A 15,558-nucleotide genomic window follows, 5' to 3' on the forward strand; every position below is an offset into this window, starting at 1 on the left:
GCGGGCGATGGCCGCCATCAGGCCCGTCTCGGCCGGCTCACAGATTCGCCGAGGGCAACTGCAACCAGACCGAGAACACGCCAAGCACACTCCAGAAAACGATGAACAGCCAGGGCGAGCGCAGAAAGAACAACAGCGATTTATAGGTGCTCTCCCGGCTGGCCTCCTTCTCGCTGAACAGTGATGAGTCGTCATAGGCATGGCCGAACTCGGGATCGCTGCGCAGCAGCTGCTCCTGCTTGTAGTGCCAGTGCTCGATGATCGTCGCGGAGGCCCTGATCCCCGGCCAGGCGTGTAGTGAACTGATGATGCCCAGCAGCGTGAACAGCGCCGGAACCACCAGAGTGAATAGCGCCCCCCAGTTTTCATTCAGGTTGGCCATGGACGATGCATAGGCGATCACCAGAAACGACTGCGCCGTTAGATACGAGTTGGTGCGCCCGGCCAGCAGGCTGGTTTCGTACTGAATTTCCCGCCGATAGAAATCGAGCCGCTCCTTCGGTGTGCCGAATATCAGCAACTCCGCCTGCTGCTCACTATGCAGATCGTGTAATTCGGAGGTAATGATTCGGGCGCGTTTCATGGGCTGTGCTCGACTGTCAGTTGGGCCTGCCCGGCAGACGAGCAGCCGCGTGGGGGGCTGACGAGTTAGACCGCGAGCCCTCCAGTCATTCACTGTTTTTATCGGGCCGGCATGCCACGCACGCAGCGTGACAGCCCAGCCGCCACCATGGCGTACGCCACCTCAGAGCTGAACTGCCGCACAGCGATAGTGGGCTTTACCGCGCCGAGCGCAGCGGGCGCAATCGCATCGAGCATTGTTGGCGGGGCAGGCTTGATCACCTGCCAGAGACACGCGTCACAGCTAGCGCCGGCCGCGTAAAAACGGCGGGCAGTTGCGCTGGACGCATGGCGCCATGCTGACTAACGTGGTTGCCCCATTCGAACCACCACAGGAAATCGTCATATGGACGTGCAATGCAATTCCCTTGAAGAGGTGCGCGAGCGCATCGACCAGATCGACCGCGCCATGGTCGACCTCATCGCTCAACGCGGCGGTTTCGTCGCCCAGGCGGCGCGCTTCAAGAAAGACAGTGCAGACGTTCGAGCCCCTGCGCGCGTCGAGCAGGTCATCGCCAAGGTGCGCGCACTGGCCGATGAGCGTGGCGCCTCGGCAGCGGTTGTGGAGCAGGTTTACCGCACGATGATCGCCGCATTCATCGAGGAAGAACTGCGTACCCATGCCGCCTTGAGCGCAGATGCCTGAACGGCAACAGCCCTGACGTTGAGCCTAACGCTGGCTCAGCGTCGCCACCGATACGCCGGAGGCCACGAAGGTCATCCCGGCGCCCAGGTTCAACCCCTTCACCACCCGCGGCCGCGCCTGCAGATAGCGCGACAGCGAGGTAGCGAACACGCCCATCAGCGCGAAGCCTACTGCCGTCAGCACTGCGAACCACAGGCCGTAAACCAGCATCTGCGTGCTCACCGAGCCGCGCTGCGGATCGACGAACTGCGGGATGAACGCCAGCACGAAAAAGCCCGGCTTGGGGTTGAGTGCGGCAGACAGAAAACCGGTGAGAAAGATGCTCGGCAGCGACTGCCGGGTGACGGAGCGAAAGCTGATCAGATTGCGCGTGCGCAGCACCTTGATGCCCAGCCAGAGCAGATAACCAGCGCCGATGCACTTGATCAGCCAGAACGCCAGCTCCGAGGTCTGCATCAGCAACGTCAGCCCCAGCGACGCCGCCAACACGTGAAACAGAATCCCGGTGCCCGACGCCATACCTGAAACGATGGCGGCCAAGCGGCCCTGGCCGAGCCCGCGCGCCACCGCCAGCAGATTGTCAGGGCCGGGAGCCAGCACCAGCAGAATGCAGGCGCCCGTATAAGCCAGCCAGGTATCGATAGGGAACATGCACACCTCCATGCCGAAATGAACGAGGGCTCCGCCCCCAGGGACGGCCGACACTAACGCAGCGTAATTGGCCGGTGCAAACCATCGCGGCCGGAAATGCGACACAACTGCCGAACGGTAAATACAGAGGGATACCACTCGCTGCATATGAACGAAAGGCCTCTCTGTAGCAAGTGACGACTCAAATACAGGCCTCCAGCCTAAAGCCGTCACTCCGTGCGCCTGGCCTGATGTTCACCGCCAAGCGGTGAACATTGGTGCTGATGGATGCGGATGGGGAACCCCAGCTTTCGACTATGGCGCTACCGTGCTTTGAATACTCGTTTATCACGCCCTGTCACGGGATTGACCGTGCAGCTTGGGGAGGTCAGGACAAGTTTGTTAGTGGCTGCTATCGGCCGACTCTGTTGAAAAAGTAGCTGTCACCCCATGCCGTTGGCAAAATTGCTCTGTCAGCGAGCGTGGGGGCAAACAGCATGATGGGACAGTTACCGGGAGGACAGCATCGCCTGTTCTACTCGTTCAACCTGGAAGATCACGTCCCAGCCCAGCATCTCCTGCGTAGCATCGATCAGTGCCTGGATCTCAGTGATCTGCGCGCCTACCTGGCGGATTTCTATAGCCCCATCGGGCGACCCTCGATTGACCCGGAATTAATGGTGCGCATGCTGGTCGTTGGCTACTGCTATGGCATCCGTTCCGAGCGGCGATTGTGCGAAGAGGTGCACCTGAACTTGGCCTATCGCTGGTTCTGCCGGTTGGGTCTGGAAGACGAAGTACCCAATCACTCCACCTTCTCAAAGAATCGCCATGGACGTTTCCGCGACAGCGATCTGTTCCGCTGGTTGTTCAATGAAGTGCTGCGCCGCTGCATGGCGACCGGACTGGTCAAAGGCGAAGGCTTCGCTGTGGACGCCAGCATCATCAAGGCCGACGCTAGCCGCCAACGTGGCGTGGCGGGTGATGAGGTCGATTGGAACGATCCAAAGCTCAGCAGCCGCGCAGTGCGCGAGTACCTCGAAGCCCTTGATGAAGAGGCGCTGGCAGAAACTCTTCCCAAGAAAATTTCGCTCACCGATCCTCTGTCCCGTTGGACAGCAGCGCCAGGTGGGCCGGCCTTTTTTGCCTACTCCACGAATTACCTGATCGACACTGAGCACGGTGTGATCATGGACGTGGAAGCTACCCCGGCGCACCGTACCGCCGAAGTCGATTCGACCAGGACGATGGTCGAACGTGTCGAAGCGCAGTTCGATCTCACACCGGAACGCCTTATCGGCGATACCGCTTATGGCACCGCCCCGATGCTGGCCTGGATGGTCGAAGAAAAGGACATCGAGCCGCATGTGCCGGTGTGGGACAAGACCGAGCGCAAGGACGACAGCCTCTCCAGTAACGACTTTCACTGGAATCAGGAAGCCAATGAATACCGCTGCCCAGCCGGTAAACCACTACGCAGTGAATGGCGCGCCTTCACCCATAAAAGATCGCGGGTGACCAAGGCCAACACCATCATTTATCGCTCCAGCCAAACCGACTGCGCCACCTGCCCGTTGAAAGCGAAATGCTGTCCCAACACGCCAAGTCGGAAGATCGTCCGCAGCATCCATGAGGCTGCCCGCGACGTGGCTCGACGCATCGCCAAGACACCGGAGTACCTCGTCTCTCGCTGCGAACGAAAGAAGGTGGAGATGCTTTTCGCCCACCTCAAACGGATCATGAAACTCGACCGTTTACGACTGCGTGGCCTGACAGGTGCCACTGACGAATTCACTTTGGCGGCGACGGTGCAGAACCTGCGACGCATGGCCAAGCTTTTGCCTCAAGGGCCACCATTAACGGGATAGGTACGCCTGCTGCAAGCAGAAACCCTCAAATTACCCCCCAAACCTGAGCAAGGACGCTCAGCGAAACGCCGGAAGACAACTTGAAGTGGCTTGCAGCCACTTCGACAGCAGGCACACTTGATCGGCAGGCTGCCGCTGAAGCTACTTTTTCAACAGAATCGGCCGAAAGTAGTCTGATCACGACACAGTCTTCATAGCTCCAGTTCACGTGGAATACAGCTCAGCCCTTGCATTACTCGCTGGCGAGCCGCGCACAAATCATCGGTGCTGCGGCATGCAGGCAGGAGTAGTGAGAAAGCCCCTCCATCCGCTCGACGCGCGCGTTGCTTGGGAAGCGTTCGGCCAGATACTCCGACATACCGAAAGGCGACCAATTGTCCGCCGTGCCATGCCACAGGCAGATATCCACTTCGCTGGCGAAGACGTGGGCAGACCAGGGCTGGAAGTTAGGGCGAACTGCCGCATTGCCTTGTGAATTCGAGCGCCTGTGTGAGTCTCGCTTGGCTTACTGCGGCAACCTGACCTTCTTCTTCGCCCCGAACAGATTCCAGCTGGCTACGAACAGCGCCGCCACCAGCGGGCCGATCACGAAGCCGTTGAGGCCCAGCAGGGCCAGGCCGCCGAGGGTGGAGATGAGGATCAGGTAGTCGGGCATACGGGTGTCCTTGCCGACCAGGATGGGGCGCAGGATATTGTCTACCAGGCCGATCACCAGCACGCCGAAGGCGGTGAGGATGATGCCTTGCACCAGGCTGCCGCTGAGCATCAGGTAAATGGCCACAGGCGCCCAGATGATGCCGGCGCCGGCGGCCGGTAGCAGTGACAGAAAGGCCATCAGCACGCCCCACAGCAGCGGGCTGTAGATGCCCAGCGCCCAGAAGATGAAGCCACCGAGTGCGCCCTGTACGGCGGCGACTACCACGTTGCCTTTTACCGTGGCGCGCACCACGCGGGTGAACTTGATCTGCAAACGCCGTTTGGTGGTGTCGGCCAGCGGGATGGCGGTGCGGATTCTATGCACCAGATCCTTGCCGTCACGCAGCAGGAAGAACAGCAGGTACAGCATCACGAAAAAGCCGATGAAGAACTCGAAGGTGCCCTGGCCGATGGCGAATACCTTGGTGGCCAGGTATTGGCTGCCGGCCATGGCGCCGTTGGAGATCTGTTCGCGTAGGCCTTCGAGGTTGTTCATGCCGACACGGTCGAGCTGTTCCTGTATCGATGGCGGCAGCATCTGGATGAAGCTGGTGACGTAGGCGCCGGTATCCAGCTCGCCCGATTCGAGCTTCTGGTACAGGGCGGTGCCTTCGGCCACCACGGCGGAGGTGATGAAGATCACCGGCAGAATCGCCACCAGCAGGCAGATGATAAGCGTCAGCAGGGCGGCCAGGTTGCCTCGGCCACCAGTGCGTCGCAGCAGGCGCTCCTGCAGCGGTGCGAACACCACGGCCAAGACCATGGCCCAGAACACCGCGCCATAGAACGGCAACAGTATCCAGAAGAAGGCGATGGTCACCAGTACGAGCAGGAGGATGAAGGCTTTCTGTTCGAAGGTCGGGCTCTGCATATCGGGTTCGCTTGGAAGGGACATGCCACTTAGTCCCCTGATGTTCTGGCAAAGTGCCGACAAAGTTGGACCGGGCTTGTAGTCGCGCGCTGGGGGATTGACAGCTCTGGGATACTGGAAGGCGTGAGGACGATCATTCGACGGAGGCATGGCCATGCGTGATGAGGAAATCAAGGCGCTGTTCGACCAGCAGGCGGCGGGCTACGACAAGCAATGGGCGGGAATGGCGCCGATTCGTGAGGCGCTGTATTTGCTGCTCGATGCGCTGTTCATCGACCTGCCGGCCGACGCGCGGATACTCTGCGTGGGCACCGGCACGGGGGCGGAAATCGCGCACCTGGCCGAGCGCTTTCCGGGCTGGCGCTTCAACGCGCTCGACCCGTCCGGGGCGATGCTCAAGCTGTGCCGTCAGCGAGCGGAGCACGGCGGCTTTGCCCAGCGCTGCGACTTTCACGAGGGCTATCTGGATACGCTGGCGCCTGAGGCGGCCTACGACGGCGCTACCTGTTTTCTGGTGTCGCAGTTTCTGCTCGAACCCGCGGTGCGTACCGCGTTCTTCGGCCAGATTGCGCAGCGCCTGAAACCCGGCGGGCTGCTGGCCAGTGTCGACCTGGCGGCGGATATCCAGTCGCCGGACTATGAGGTATTGCTGCCTGGCTGGATGACGCTGATGGCCGCGGCCGGGGTCGATGCGCAGATGCTGGAGCGCGCGCGGGCAGCCTACGCCCGAGATGTGGCGGTGCTACCGGCGCAGCAGGTGGCTGGCATCATCCAGGCTGCCGGTTTCGACGCGCCGGTGCAGTTCTTCCAGGCCGGGCTGATGCACGGCTGGGTAAGCCGGCGCGCAGCCGATGCTTGAATGGTTCTACTCGTGGCGTGCGCTGCTGTCGCGGTCGCGTGGGTAGTGGCGGTCAAAGGGCAAGGGCGGTAGCCAGGCTTCGCGGCGGATGGTCCAGAGTTCGTAGGTGGGGGTGAACTGGTTCGGTTCATCCAGCGAACCCACATTCACCTCGACTTCATCCCCCGAGCGCGCGAACACCGGCGAGCCGCAGCGCGGGCAGAAGTGGCGGCCTGCGTACTGGCCGGTTTCACCCTCTACCTTCACCGCGTCCTGCGGAAAGATTGCCGAGGTGTGAAAGAGGGCGCCGTGGTGCTTGCGGCAGTCCATGCAGTGGCAGACGCCGACCCGATAAGGCTGGCTGCTGGTTTCGAAACGCACCTGGCCGCAGAGGCAGCCGCCGGTGAGTCGATCCATGTTGCTGTCCTCCAGTGTTTGGGCGTGTACCTGCCACCATAGCAAAGGCGCGCTGGGTTAAGGGCGCTGACTGGCCAGCGCCAGCAGCGTGCCGAAACCGATCAGTAGACCGCCGAACAGGCGGTCGATCCAGCGCCTGGCGGCCAGCAGCCTGTCGCGCACCGGGCCGGCGGAAAAGCACAGCGCGACCACGGCGAACCAGCCGACATGCGCGACGGCGATGAAGGCACCGTAGCCCAGTTGCGTCGCAAGGCCCGTGCTCGGCTGCACCACCTGTATGAACAGGCTGACGATGAACACCGCCGTCTTGGGATTGAGCGCGTTGGTCAGCAGACCGGTGCGCAGGGCTGCGCCATCTGCTGCAGGCTTTTGCGCATCGCTGTGCGTTGCGCTGTCGGGTTTGCTCAGCAGCATTTTCACGCCGAGATAGATCAGGTAGGCCGCGCCCGCCATCTTGAGCGCGTTGAACAGCCCGGTCGACTGCTGCAACAGCAGGCCGACACCGAGCAGGGTGTAGCCGACGTGGATCAGTACGCCCAAGCCGATGCCCAGCGCCGTGAGCACGCCGGCGCGGCGCGAGAGCAGCAGGCTGTTGCGGCTGACCAGGGCGAAATCCGCCCCGGGGCTGATGACGGCAAGTAGGGTGATGGTGATTACAGCTATCCATTCGGTCATGGCTTATTCTGCTGATGGTTGGAGTTGAGCCAATTATTCCGATGGCATTTGGCGATGAATAACGATGAGTTCTGACATTGATGGTGAGCTGATTTCACAGTTAGCGGATGCACGCCTGCCTTCGTTATTGGCGTTGCGCTGTTTCGAGGCAGCGGCGCGCTGGGAGAACTTCAGCCGCGCTGCCCAGGAGCTGCACCTGACCCATGGCGCAGTCAGCCGTGCGGTACGTCTGCTGGAGGATGACCTGGGGGTGGCGCTGTTCGAGCGGCGTAGCCGCCGTGTGTATCTCAACGAGGCCGGGCGCAAGCTGGCGCGTGCGGTGGGCGATGGGCTGGGGCTGATGTGCCAGGCCACGCGCGAGCTACGGGCCAGTGCCAGGCAGACGCGGCCATTAGTGGTGTCCTGCGAGCCGACGCTGTTGATGCGCTGGTTGATCCCGCGCTGGAGTACGTTTCAGGTGCGCCAGCCGGGGCAGGAGATTCATCTGCTGGCGGGCGGTGGGCCTTTCACCTTCGAGGCAGGCATCGACCTGGCCATCCGTCGCGATGACTTTCCCAGACCTGCCGGTTATCACGCCGAAGCGCTTTTCATCGAGCGGGTAGGGCCGGTTTGCCGAGCAGACAAGGTCGAGCAATGGTTTGATGCCCAGGGCCTGCGCCCGGATGCGTTGCCATTGCATACGCGCACGCGGCTGAATGCCTGGACGGAGTGGGCCAATGTCGCCGGCAGCGCGCTGCCGCAAGGGCCGGCGCAGACCTTCGAGCATTTCTATTTCAGCCTGCAGGCCGCGGTGGCAGGTCTGGGCGTGGCCATCGGACCCTGGCATCTGGTACGCGATGACATCGACAGTGGCTTGCTGGTTGCGCCGCTTGGCTTCGTCGAGGACGGCTCGCGCTACTGCTTGTTCTCACCCGCTGCGCCGGAGCCCGAAAACCTGCACGCCGAGTTGTTGGCCTGGCTGCGGGAGATGGGACGCTAGCCGGGTTTCAGAGGCGATCCAGTTCTTGCTCAAGCTTCGCCCATTCCGGTTTCAGGGCACGCCGCAGGTAGGCGATGAAGAGTCGGTCGCGCAGGCGGCGCAGGGTGGAACTCCGTCGCGCCGCCTGGGCTTGCTCGATGGTTGCGCTGAGCCAGGCGCTGTCGAAGCCTGTCCAGATCGGTGGGATGGGCGCGAGCAGGTTGGAGTAGCACGCGGGGGCGACGTCCTGGTAGAAGGCGGCTTGTACTGTGGCACGGTCGAAACCTGCCACCTGACGGGCGATGTATCCGTAGTCGACTTCGGTGTCGACGAATACGTCCGACAGCGCCGACCACAGATGGATGCGTTCTTCGCGGGTCATAAGCCACGTCTGCTCAATGCTGCGTAATCAGTGGCGAGACTGTAATGGCTGGCGCGCATCCTGGCCATTGGCGCGGGCTGCTGCGAAGGCCTGGTGGGATGTATCATCGGGTACATATTTGCATGACTGAATCTGCCCGTGAGCGTCGGTCGTGCAAGCGCTGTTTTCGTATCCGTGGCCGTAGACGCGGTCCGCCATCTGCGAGTGATGACAAGATGATCGAGGTAACCGAAGTTTCCATTGCCGAGCTGCGCGCGGCGCTGGAGTCCGGCCGCACCACGGCGGTTGAACTGGTCAAGGCCTATCTGGCGCGTATCGACGCCTACGACGGCGCGGATACGCCGACCCGGCTCAACGCGGTGGTGGTGCGCAACCCCGACGCGCTGAAGGAGGCCGAGGCGTCCGATGCGCGCCGCGCTCGCGGCGAGACGCTCGGCCCGCTCGATGGCATTCCCTACACCGCCAAGGACAGCTACTTGGTCAAGGGCCTGACGGCGGCCTCCGGCAGCCCGGCGTTCAAGCACCTGGTGGCGCAGCGTGATGCCTTCACCGTCGAGCGCCTGCGCGCGGCCGGCGCCATCTGCCTGGGCAAGACCAACATGCCGCCGATGGCCAATGGCGGCATGCAGCGCGGTGTCTATGGTCGCGCCGAAAGCCCGTATAACGCCGATTACCTGACGGCGCCGTTCGCCTCGGGCTCGTCCAACGGTGCCGGCACCGCCACTGCTGCCAGCTTCGCCTCCTTTGGCCTGGCCGAGGAAACCTGGTCCAGCGGGCGTGGCCCGGCTTCGAACAACGGTCTGTGCGCCTACACGCCGTCACGCGGGGTGATCTCGGTGCGTGGTAACTGGCCGCTGACGCCGACCATGGACGTGGTGGTGCCCTATGCCCGGACCATGGCCGACCTGCTGGAAGTGCTCGATGTGGTGGTGGCTGACGATGCCGACAGCCGTGGTGACCTGTGGCGTTTGCAGCCCTGGGTGCCGATCCCGAAAGCCTCCGAGGTACGCCCCGCGTCTTACCTGGCGCTGGCGGCCAAGGCCGATGCGCTGAAGGGCAAACGCCTTGGCGTGCCGAAGATGTTCATCAACAAGGACGAAGCCGCTGGCACCAGCGAGAACCCGGGCATCGGCGGGCCGACTGGCCAGCGCATTCACACCCGGCCGACGGTGATCACCCTGTGGGAAGCGGCGCGCCAGGCACTGGAAGCGGCCGGCGCCGAGGTGGTGGAAGTGGACTTCCCCTTGGTGTCCAACTGCGAGGGTGATCGCCCAGGCGCGCCGACCGTGTTCAATCGTGGCATCGTCACGCCCGAGTTCCTGCATGACGAGCTGTGGGAGCTGAGCGGCTGGGCCTTCGACGATTTCCTGCGCGCCAATGGTGATCCGAAACTCAACCGCCTGGCCGATGTGGATGGCCCGCAGATCTTCCCCCACGACCCCGGCACGCTGCCGAACCGTGAGGGCGATCTGGCGGCGGGCATGGACGAGTACGTCAACATGGCCAAGCGTGGGATCAAACCCTGGGGCCAGATCGCCACGCTGCCTGACGGCCTGCGCGGCCTGGAGCACACCCGCAAGATCGATCTGGAAGACTGGATGGATCAACTGGGCCTGGATGCGGTGCTGTTCCCCACTGTGGCCGATGTCGGCCCGGCCGATGCCGATGTGAACCCGGCATCTGCCGATATCGCCTGGAGCAACGGTGTGTGGGTGGCCAATGGCAACCTGGCGATTCGTCATCTGGGTGTGCCGACTGTCACCGTACCGATGGGCGTGATGGCCGATATCGGCATGCCGGTGGGCCTGACTTTCGCCGGCCGTGCTTATGATGATTCGTCATTGCTGCAGCTGGCGGCGGCCTATGAGTCGACCGGCAGCAAACGCCTGATCCCGCCGCGTACGCCGGCGCTGGGGTGAGTGGAAGTCAGCTGATCGTGCTGTGTCGTGTGTAGGCGCGAGCGAACTGCTTTTCGCGAGCAGAGCTCGCTCCTACAAAGGCACATCGATTCAGCCCTATCCCCTGGCCCCTCTCCCGTAAACGGGAGAGGGGAGGCAAGCTGCGCTGGCTTAGCGGGAGGGGCTTTAGCCGAGACGGCTGTAGAGCTTGTCGCCGCTAAAGCGCCTCCCACGGTTTGTGGTGCTCCACAATTCAGCGCGTAGGGCGGGTTGCAACCCGCCATTGCCATTCTGGCGGGTTTCACCCGCCCTACGATGTATCGATCACCTGTGAATTGAAGAGGGGAGGCAAGCCGCGCTGGCTCAGTGGGAGGGGCTTTGGCCGCGACTGCTGTAGAGCTTGTCGCCGCTAAAGCGCCTCCCACGGTTTGTGGCGCTCCACAATTCAGCACGTAGGGCGGGTGCAACCCGCCATCGCCATTGCGGCGGGTTTCACCCGCCCTACGATGTATGGTTCACCTGTGATTGAAGAGGGGAGGCAAGTCGCGCTGGCTCAGTGGGAGGGGCTTTGGCCGCGATTGCCGTAGCGCCTGTCGCCGCTAAAGCGCCTCCCACGGTTTGCGGTGCTCCACAATTCAGCGCGTAGGGCGGGTGCAACCCGCCATCGCCATTGCGGCGGATTGCAGCCACCCACGAGATGACGCCCTATTGTTACTGCCGCAAATCCACCGCCGGTGCGCCTTGGCCGTCGAACAGCTGGCTCGGGGTGCTGGGCAGGATGCTGGGGCGGCCGTTGTCCGGGCCGCCGTTGCCGATGATGCGAATATCGCTGTACTTCTTGCCCGACAGTGCAGCCAGGCCGGCGCCATCGCGGACGATGGTCGGCCGCAGGAAGACCATCAGGTTGCGTTTGATATGGGATTCGCGGGTGGAGCGGAACAGCCCGCCCAGCAAAGGAATGTCGCCCAGCAGTGGCACCTTGGAGATGGCCTGGGTGACGTCGTCCTGAATCAGCCCGCCAAGCACGATCACCTGACCGTCGTCGGCGAGGATGGTGCTCTTGATCGAGCGCTTGTTGGTCACCAGGTCGACCGCCTGGGCGTTGAGCCCGGTGCTGGGGGCGATGGAGGAGATTTCCTGCTCGATCTCCAGGCGCAGGGTGGCGCCTTCGTTGATGCTTGGCGTGACCTTGAGGGTCACGCCGATGTCCTGGCGTTCGATGGTGGTGAAGGGGTTGCCGGCACCCGAGGCGTCGGTGGTGTAGGAGCCGGTCTGGAAGGGCACGTTCTGCCCGACGAGGATTTCCGCTTTCTGGTTGTCCAGGGTCAGCAGGCTCGGCGTGGACAGCAGGTTGCTCTTGCTGTTGGCCGAGAGTGCGGTGATCAGTGCGCCGAAACGATCACTGCCGATGCCGATGATGGCGCCGTCGGGCAGCGTGAGGTCTTCCGGTATTTCGTCACTTTGCAGGATCTGCAGCACGCTGCCCACCGACAGGCCGGTACCGGCGAAGTTGACCCCGCCCAGGCCACCCCTACCGCCGCTGCCGCTGCGGGCATCCACGGCCCACTGCACGCCGAGGGCGTCGGTGATGTCGCCGGAAACCTCGACGATGGCCGCTTCGACCATCACCTGGGCGCGCGGTACGTCGAGCTGACGCACGATATCTTCGAGGGTGGCGACCAGATCGGGCTCGGCCAGTAGCACCAGGGCGTTGAGACTCTCGTCGGCGCGGATGAGGATATTCGACTGTCTGCCGGTGGTTTCGCTGCCTTCCTGGTTCTTCAGGCCTTCGGAGATGTCGCCGAGGGTTTCGGCCAGGGACTTGGCATCGTTGTGGCGCAGGCGGATCACTCGCGTATTGGCCGAGCGGCTGGTGGGGCTGTCCAGCGAGCGGGCAAGGTCGGCCAGTTTGGCGCGGGCGTCCGGCGGGCCGAGCAGAATCAGGCGGTTGGTGCGGGCGTCGGCCACCACCTGGGTGGCGCTGGTGCCCTTGGCCTGGCCGCGGGCGATGGCGGTATTGAGCACTTCGGCGGCGTCCATCACCCAGGCGTGCTGCAGAGTCACCACGCTGAAGTCCTGCGCGCCGCTGCGGTCGAGCTGCCGCATCAGGTCTTCGATGCGTTCGATGTTGGCGCTGCGGTCGCTGATGATCAGCGCGTTGGACGAGGTGACAGCAGCCAGATGGCCGTATTGCGGCACCAGTGGACGAACCAGCGGGATCAGCTCGGCCACTGGCGCGTGCTGCACCTGGATCAGGCGGGTTTCCAGGCGATCCGGCGCCGGACGGCCGGCATCAGCTTCGGCCTTGGCCTCGGCGTTGGGCACGATGCGCGCCTGATCGCCCTGGGTCAGCACGCTGAAACCGTGGGTGGCCATCACCGAGAGAAACAGTTGATAGACCTCGGACAGCCCCAAAGGCGTGCTGGATATCACGTTGACCTGGCCCTTCACTCGCGGGTCGACGACGAAGGTCTGCCCGGTGATGGCGGCGACCTGATCGATGAACTCGCGGATGTCGGCGCCCTTGAGGTTGATGGTCCAGCTTTCTTCCTGCTGATTGGCGCTGGCCGGCACCTGCTCGATCTGGGCGAGCAAGGGCAAAGGGGCAGCGGCCAGGCCGGCGGCGAGGAGGGCGAGGGTCAGTCTGCTTCGGAGAACATGCATCGGTTCAGTCGCTTTCCATGAGCTGATCGGCGGGCGTTTCCTCTGGCAGGGTGCCAGAGGCTTCCATCTGTTCGCGCAGGTCTTGCATGCGCTGGCGCAGTAGTTCGAGGTTGTTCTGGTCGAGTTGATCGAGTTGTTCGACGGGGTCGTTGATCGTTTCTTCCGCTGGCGTATAGACGCTGTACTGGCCACTCTGCTGACGAGGGAAGGCCAGGCTTTCGCGGCGGCCGTTGCGCAGCAGTTCGACGCGGTCGGCATAGACGGCATCCAGGCGTACGCCGCTGTCCACCTCCATGCCGACGGTATAACGCTGGGCGCTCTGGCCCTGGCGCTGAACCACCGCACTGGAGCGTTGCGGGTCACTGTGAACGAAGCTGCCGAGCAGAGTCAGTTGCAGGTTGGTGGCCGGTGGTGGGCCGCTGTCGGCCTCGCGCGGGCTGCCGAACAACTGGGCGATGGGCGCCTGTGCGCGCTGTTGCAGATTTGGCGCAGTCTGACTGAGCGGTTGCTGTACGGGGCCACGCACCAGGCGCAGCAATTCGGCACTCTGCCAGGCCAGACTCACGCTCAGGGCAATCAGCACGAGCATACCGATCAGGCTCGGGGCATTGTCCTTTATCCGCTGGGAAAGGGCCGAGGTGGGCAAAAGCATTACTCCGCAAACGACAGTCTAGTTCTTCTTATGTGCTGGGCGTCGCGCGCTGATCATAGCAGCCTGCGCGAGGTTGGCATCCCCCAAATAGGGTGGGTGTACAGTTACAGACGATGTGTTAAAGATAGTTGAATAAACGCACAAAAAGACCGTCCTAGAGGTAGCCATTGGGTCAAATAGCCAGATTAGGCTGTGCTACCCGAATAAGGTTCTGTTCTAAGGCCACGCATGAACACTTCGTTGCTCGAAATTCCGCTGCGCCGTCTGCCCTTCAGCTTTGCCAAGCGTCACGGTGTGGTGTTCGTCATGCAGGATGAGCGCGCCAGCCTGGCCCATCGCGCCGATTGTGACCCGGTGGCGCTGGCCGAGGCGCAGCGCTTCGCCGGGCGCCGCCTGCCGCTGCAGGTGTTGAGTGCGCCTGAGTTCGCCCAGGTGCTGGGTGCGGCCTATCAACACGATTCCGCTTCCATGCAATTGGCCGAGGACATCGGCGGCAGTTTCGATCTGGCCTCGCTCGCCGATCAGGTGCCGGAAACCGAAGACCTGCTGGAGCAAGAGGACGACGCGCCGATCATCCGCCTGATCAACGCCATCCTGGGTGAAGCGATCAAGGAAAACGCCTCCGACATTCACCTTGAAACCTTCGAGAAGCGCCTGGTAGTGCGCTTTCGCGTCGACGGCATCCTCCGTGAGGTGCTCGAGCCTAAGCGCGAGCTGGCGGCGCTGCTGGTCTCGCGGGTGAAGGTCATGGCGCGGCTGGACATCGCCGAAAAGCGCGTGCCTCAGGACGGGCGCATCTCGCTCAAGGTCGGCGGGCGCGAGGTGGACATTCGCGTGTCCACATTGCCCTCGGCCAACGGTGAGCGGGTGGTGCTGCGTCTGCTCGACAAACAGGCCGGGCGCCTGTCTCTGCAGCACCTGGGCATGCGCGCCGAGGACCGCAAGCTCATGGAAGAGACGGTGCGCAAGCCGCACGGCATCCTGCTGGTCACCGGCCCCACCGGCTCGGGCAAGACCACCACGCTGTACGCCAGCCTGGTCAGCCTCAACGACCACACGCGCAACATCCTCACCGTCGAAGACCCCATCGAGTACCACCTCGAAGGCATCGGCCAGACTCAGGTCAATACCAAGGTGGACATGACCTTCGCCCGCGGTCTGCGCGCCATCCTGCGCCAGGACCCGGACGTGGTGATGGTCGGCGAGATCCGCGACAAGGAAACCGCCGAGATCGCCGTGCAGGCTTCGCTTACCGGTCACCTGGTGCTCTCGACCCTGCACACCAACAGCGCCATCGGTGCCATCACCCGCCTGGTGGACATGGGCGTGGAGCCCTTTCTGCTTTCGTCCTCGCTGCTCGGCGTGTTGGCGCAGCGCCTGGTGCGCGTGCTCTGTCCGGCGTGCAAGGAACCTTATCCGGCCGATGCGGCCGAATGCGCGTTGCTCGGTGTGCCGGCCAGCGCGCCGCCGACGCTGTATCACGCCCGTGGCTGTGCCCACTGCCATCAGCAGGGCTATCGCGGGCGGACCGGCATCTATGAACTGGTGGTATTCGATGAAACCATGCGCACCCTGGTGCACAGCCGCGCTTCCGAGCAGGACATGACCCGCCACGCCCGCACCCTGGGCCCGAGCATCCGTGACGATGGCCGGCGCAAGGTGCTGGAAGGGGTGACCACGGTCGAGGAAGTGCTGCGCGTGACGCGAGAGGAATGATGGCAAGTGGGATGTTGGCATTGGCT

At 63.2% G+C, this 15,558-nt stretch carries 14 protein-coding genes; 6 read left to right on the forward strand and 8 right to left on the reverse strand.

Annotated features, from left to right (window positions below; translation table 11 throughout):
- Positions 1-37 precede the first annotated feature (37 nt).
- Positions 38-583 carry a hypothetical protein gene (locus BLT86_RS02625; RefSeq protein ID WP_092374456.1) on the reverse strand — a complete coding sequence of 182 codons (546 nt, stop codon included), beginning with the start codon at positions 581-583 and terminating at the stop codon, positions 38-40.
- Between the two features lie 384 nt (positions 584-967).
- Between BLT86_RS02625 and BLT86_RS02630 the strand changes: the two genes are divergently transcribed.
- Entirely contained in the window at positions 968-1,267 is a 300-nt protein-coding gene (locus BLT86_RS02630) for a chorismate mutase (RefSeq protein ID WP_092374459.1), read from the forward strand.
- A 24-nt stretch (positions 1,268-1,291) separates the two neighbouring features.
- On the opposite strand, the gene BLT86_RS02635 is transcribed toward BLT86_RS02630, so the two are convergent.
- Positions 1,292-1,918: a LysE family translocator gene (locus tag BLT86_RS02635; protein WP_074675198.1), complete on the reverse strand. Its 627-nt coding sequence runs from the start codon at positions 1,916-1,918 to the stop codon at positions 1,292-1,294.
- 476 nt (positions 1,919-2,394) lie between these two features.
- On the opposite strand from BLT86_RS02635, the gene BLT86_RS02640 reads away from it, so the two are divergent.
- Positions 2,395-3,765, forward strand: a complete 1,371-nt coding sequence (locus BLT86_RS02640) for a transposase (protein WP_092374357.1) — start codon at positions 2,395-2,397, stop codon at positions 3,763-3,765.
- Positions 3,766-4,270: 505 nt separating this feature from the next.
- On the opposite strand, the gene BLT86_RS02645 is transcribed toward BLT86_RS02640, so the two are convergent.
- A complete protein-coding gene (locus BLT86_RS02645) occupies positions 4,271-5,332 on the reverse strand; it encodes an AI-2E family transporter (protein ID WP_092374463.1) in 1,062 nt (353 codons plus the stop codon).
- A 154-nt stretch (positions 5,333-5,486) separates the two neighbouring features.
- Between BLT86_RS02645 and BLT86_RS02650 the strand changes: the two genes are divergently transcribed.
- Positions 5,487-6,191 carry a class I SAM-dependent methyltransferase gene (locus BLT86_RS02650; protein WP_092374466.1) on the forward strand — a complete coding sequence of 235 codons (705 nt, stop codon included), beginning with the start codon at positions 5,487-5,489 and terminating at the stop codon, positions 6,189-6,191.
- 6 nt (positions 6,192-6,197) lie between these two features.
- Here BLT86_RS02650 and BLT86_RS02655 read toward each other — a convergent pair whose 3' ends face one another.
- Together BLT86_RS02655 and BLT86_RS02660 are read right to left on the reverse strand one after the other, a co-directional pair.
- Positions 6,198-6,587: a GFA family protein gene (locus tag BLT86_RS02655; protein WP_092374469.1), complete on the reverse strand. Its 390-nt coding sequence runs from the start codon at positions 6,585-6,587 to the stop codon at positions 6,198-6,200.
- A gap of 57 nt (positions 6,588-6,644) precedes the next feature.
- The gene (locus tag BLT86_RS02660; RefSeq protein ID WP_092374471.1) at positions 6,645-7,262 is read right to left on the reverse strand and encodes a LysE family translocator; all 618 of its coding nucleotides are present in this window, start codon (positions 7,260-7,262) and stop codon (positions 6,645-6,647) included.
- 64 nt (positions 7,263-7,326) lie between these two features.
- Between BLT86_RS02660 and BLT86_RS02665 the strand changes: the two genes are divergently transcribed.
- Positions 7,327-8,241: a LysR family transcriptional regulator gene (locus BLT86_RS02665; RefSeq protein ID WP_092374474.1), complete on the forward strand. Its 915-nt coding sequence runs from the start codon at positions 7,327-7,329 to the stop codon at positions 8,239-8,241.
- A 7-nt stretch (positions 8,242-8,248) separates the two neighbouring features.
- Here BLT86_RS02665 and BLT86_RS02670 read toward each other — a convergent pair whose 3' ends face one another.
- Positions 8,249-8,602, reverse strand: coding sequence for a DUF7079 family protein (locus BLT86_RS02670; protein ID WP_092374477.1), 354 nt, complete (start codon positions 8,600-8,602; stop codon positions 8,249-8,251).
- Between the two features lie 215 nt (positions 8,603-8,817).
- Here BLT86_RS02670 and BLT86_RS02675 point away from each other — a divergent pair, with 215 nt between their 5' ends.
- Entirely contained in the window at positions 8,818-10,521 is a 1,704-nt protein-coding gene (locus tag BLT86_RS02675; RefSeq protein ID WP_092374480.1) for an amidase, read from the forward strand.
- 690 nt (positions 10,522-11,211) lie between these two features.
- Here BLT86_RS02675 and gspD read toward each other — a convergent pair.
- Both gspD and BLT86_RS02685 read right to left on the reverse strand, forming a co-directional pair.
- Complete coding sequence (gene gspD / locus BLT86_RS02680; RefSeq protein ID WP_092374483.1) at positions 11,212-13,164, reverse strand: type II secretion system secretin GspD; 1,953 nt, start codon at positions 13,162-13,164, stop codon at positions 11,212-11,214.
- A 4-nt stretch (positions 13,165-13,168) separates the two neighbouring features.
- Entirely contained in the window at positions 13,169-13,753 is a 585-nt protein-coding gene (locus BLT86_RS02685; protein ID WP_231976575.1) for a type II secretion system protein N, read from the reverse strand.
- Positions 13,754-14,044: 291 nt separating this feature from the next.
- Here BLT86_RS02685 and gspE point away from each other — a divergent pair, with 291 nt between their 5' ends.
- The gene (gspE, locus tag BLT86_RS02690) at positions 14,045-15,532 is read left to right on the forward strand and encodes a type II secretion system ATPase GspE (RefSeq protein ID WP_092374486.1); all 1,488 of its coding nucleotides are present in this window, start codon (positions 14,045-14,047) and stop codon (positions 15,530-15,532) included.
- Positions 15,533-15,558: the final 26 nt, after the last annotated feature.

Origin of the sequence: Pseudomonas sihuiensis, from assembly GCF_900106015.1 — a bacterium.
GTDB classification, from domain to species: domain Bacteria; phylum Pseudomonadota; class Gammaproteobacteria; order Pseudomonadales; family Pseudomonadaceae; genus Aquipseudomonas; species Aquipseudomonas sihuiensis.

Excerpts from the sequence above, each read along its gene's own strand:
- BLT86_RS02625 (WP_092374456.1), bottom strand. The coding sequence starts at position 583 with ATGAAACGCGCCCGAATCATTACCTCCGAATTACACGATCTGCATAGT.
- BLT86_RS02630 (WP_092374459.1), top strand. The coding sequence starts at position 968 with ATGGACGTGCAATGCAATTCCCTTGAAGAGGTGCGCGAGCGCATCGAC.
- BLT86_RS02635 (WP_074675198.1), bottom strand. The coding sequence starts at position 1,918 with ATGTTCCCTATCGATACCTGGCTGGCTTATACGGGCGCCTGCATTCTG.
- BLT86_RS02640 (WP_092374357.1), top strand. The coding sequence starts at position 2,395 with ATGATGGGACAGTTACCGGGAGGACAGCATCGCCTGTTCTACTCGTTC.
- BLT86_RS02645 (WP_092374463.1), bottom strand. The coding sequence starts at position 5,332 with ATGCAGAGCCCGACCTTCGAACAGAAAGCCTTCATCCTCCTGCTCGTA.
- BLT86_RS02650 (WP_092374466.1), top strand. The coding sequence starts at position 5,487 with ATGCGTGATGAGGAAATCAAGGCGCTGTTCGACCAGCAGGCGGCGGGC.
- BLT86_RS02655 (WP_092374469.1), bottom strand. The coding sequence starts at position 6,587 with ATGGATCGACTCACCGGCGGCTGCCTCTGCGGCCAGGTGCGTTTCGAA.
- BLT86_RS02660 (WP_092374471.1), bottom strand. The coding sequence starts at position 7,262 with ATGACCGAATGGATAGCTGTAATCACCATCACCCTACTTGCCGTCATC.
- BLT86_RS02665 (WP_092374474.1), top strand. The coding sequence starts at position 7,327 with ATGAGTTCTGACATTGATGGTGAGCTGATTTCACAGTTAGCGGATGCA.
- BLT86_RS02670 (WP_092374477.1), bottom strand. The coding sequence starts at position 8,602 with ATGACCCGCGAAGAACGCATCCATCTGTGGTCGGCGCTGTCGGACGTA.
- BLT86_RS02675 (WP_092374480.1), top strand. The coding sequence starts at position 8,818 with ATGATCGAGGTAACCGAAGTTTCCATTGCCGAGCTGCGCGCGGCGCTG.
- gspD (WP_092374483.1), bottom strand. The coding sequence starts at position 13,164 with ATGCATGTTCTCCGAAGCAGACTGACCCTCGCCCTCCTCGCCGCCGGC.
- BLT86_RS02685 (WP_231976575.1), bottom strand. The coding sequence starts at position 13,753 with ATGCTCGTGCTGATTGCCCTGAGCGTGAGTCTGGCCTGGCAGAGTGCC.
- gspE (WP_092374486.1), top strand. The coding sequence starts at position 14,045 with ATGAACACTTCGTTGCTCGAAATTCCGCTGCGCCGTCTGCCCTTCAGC.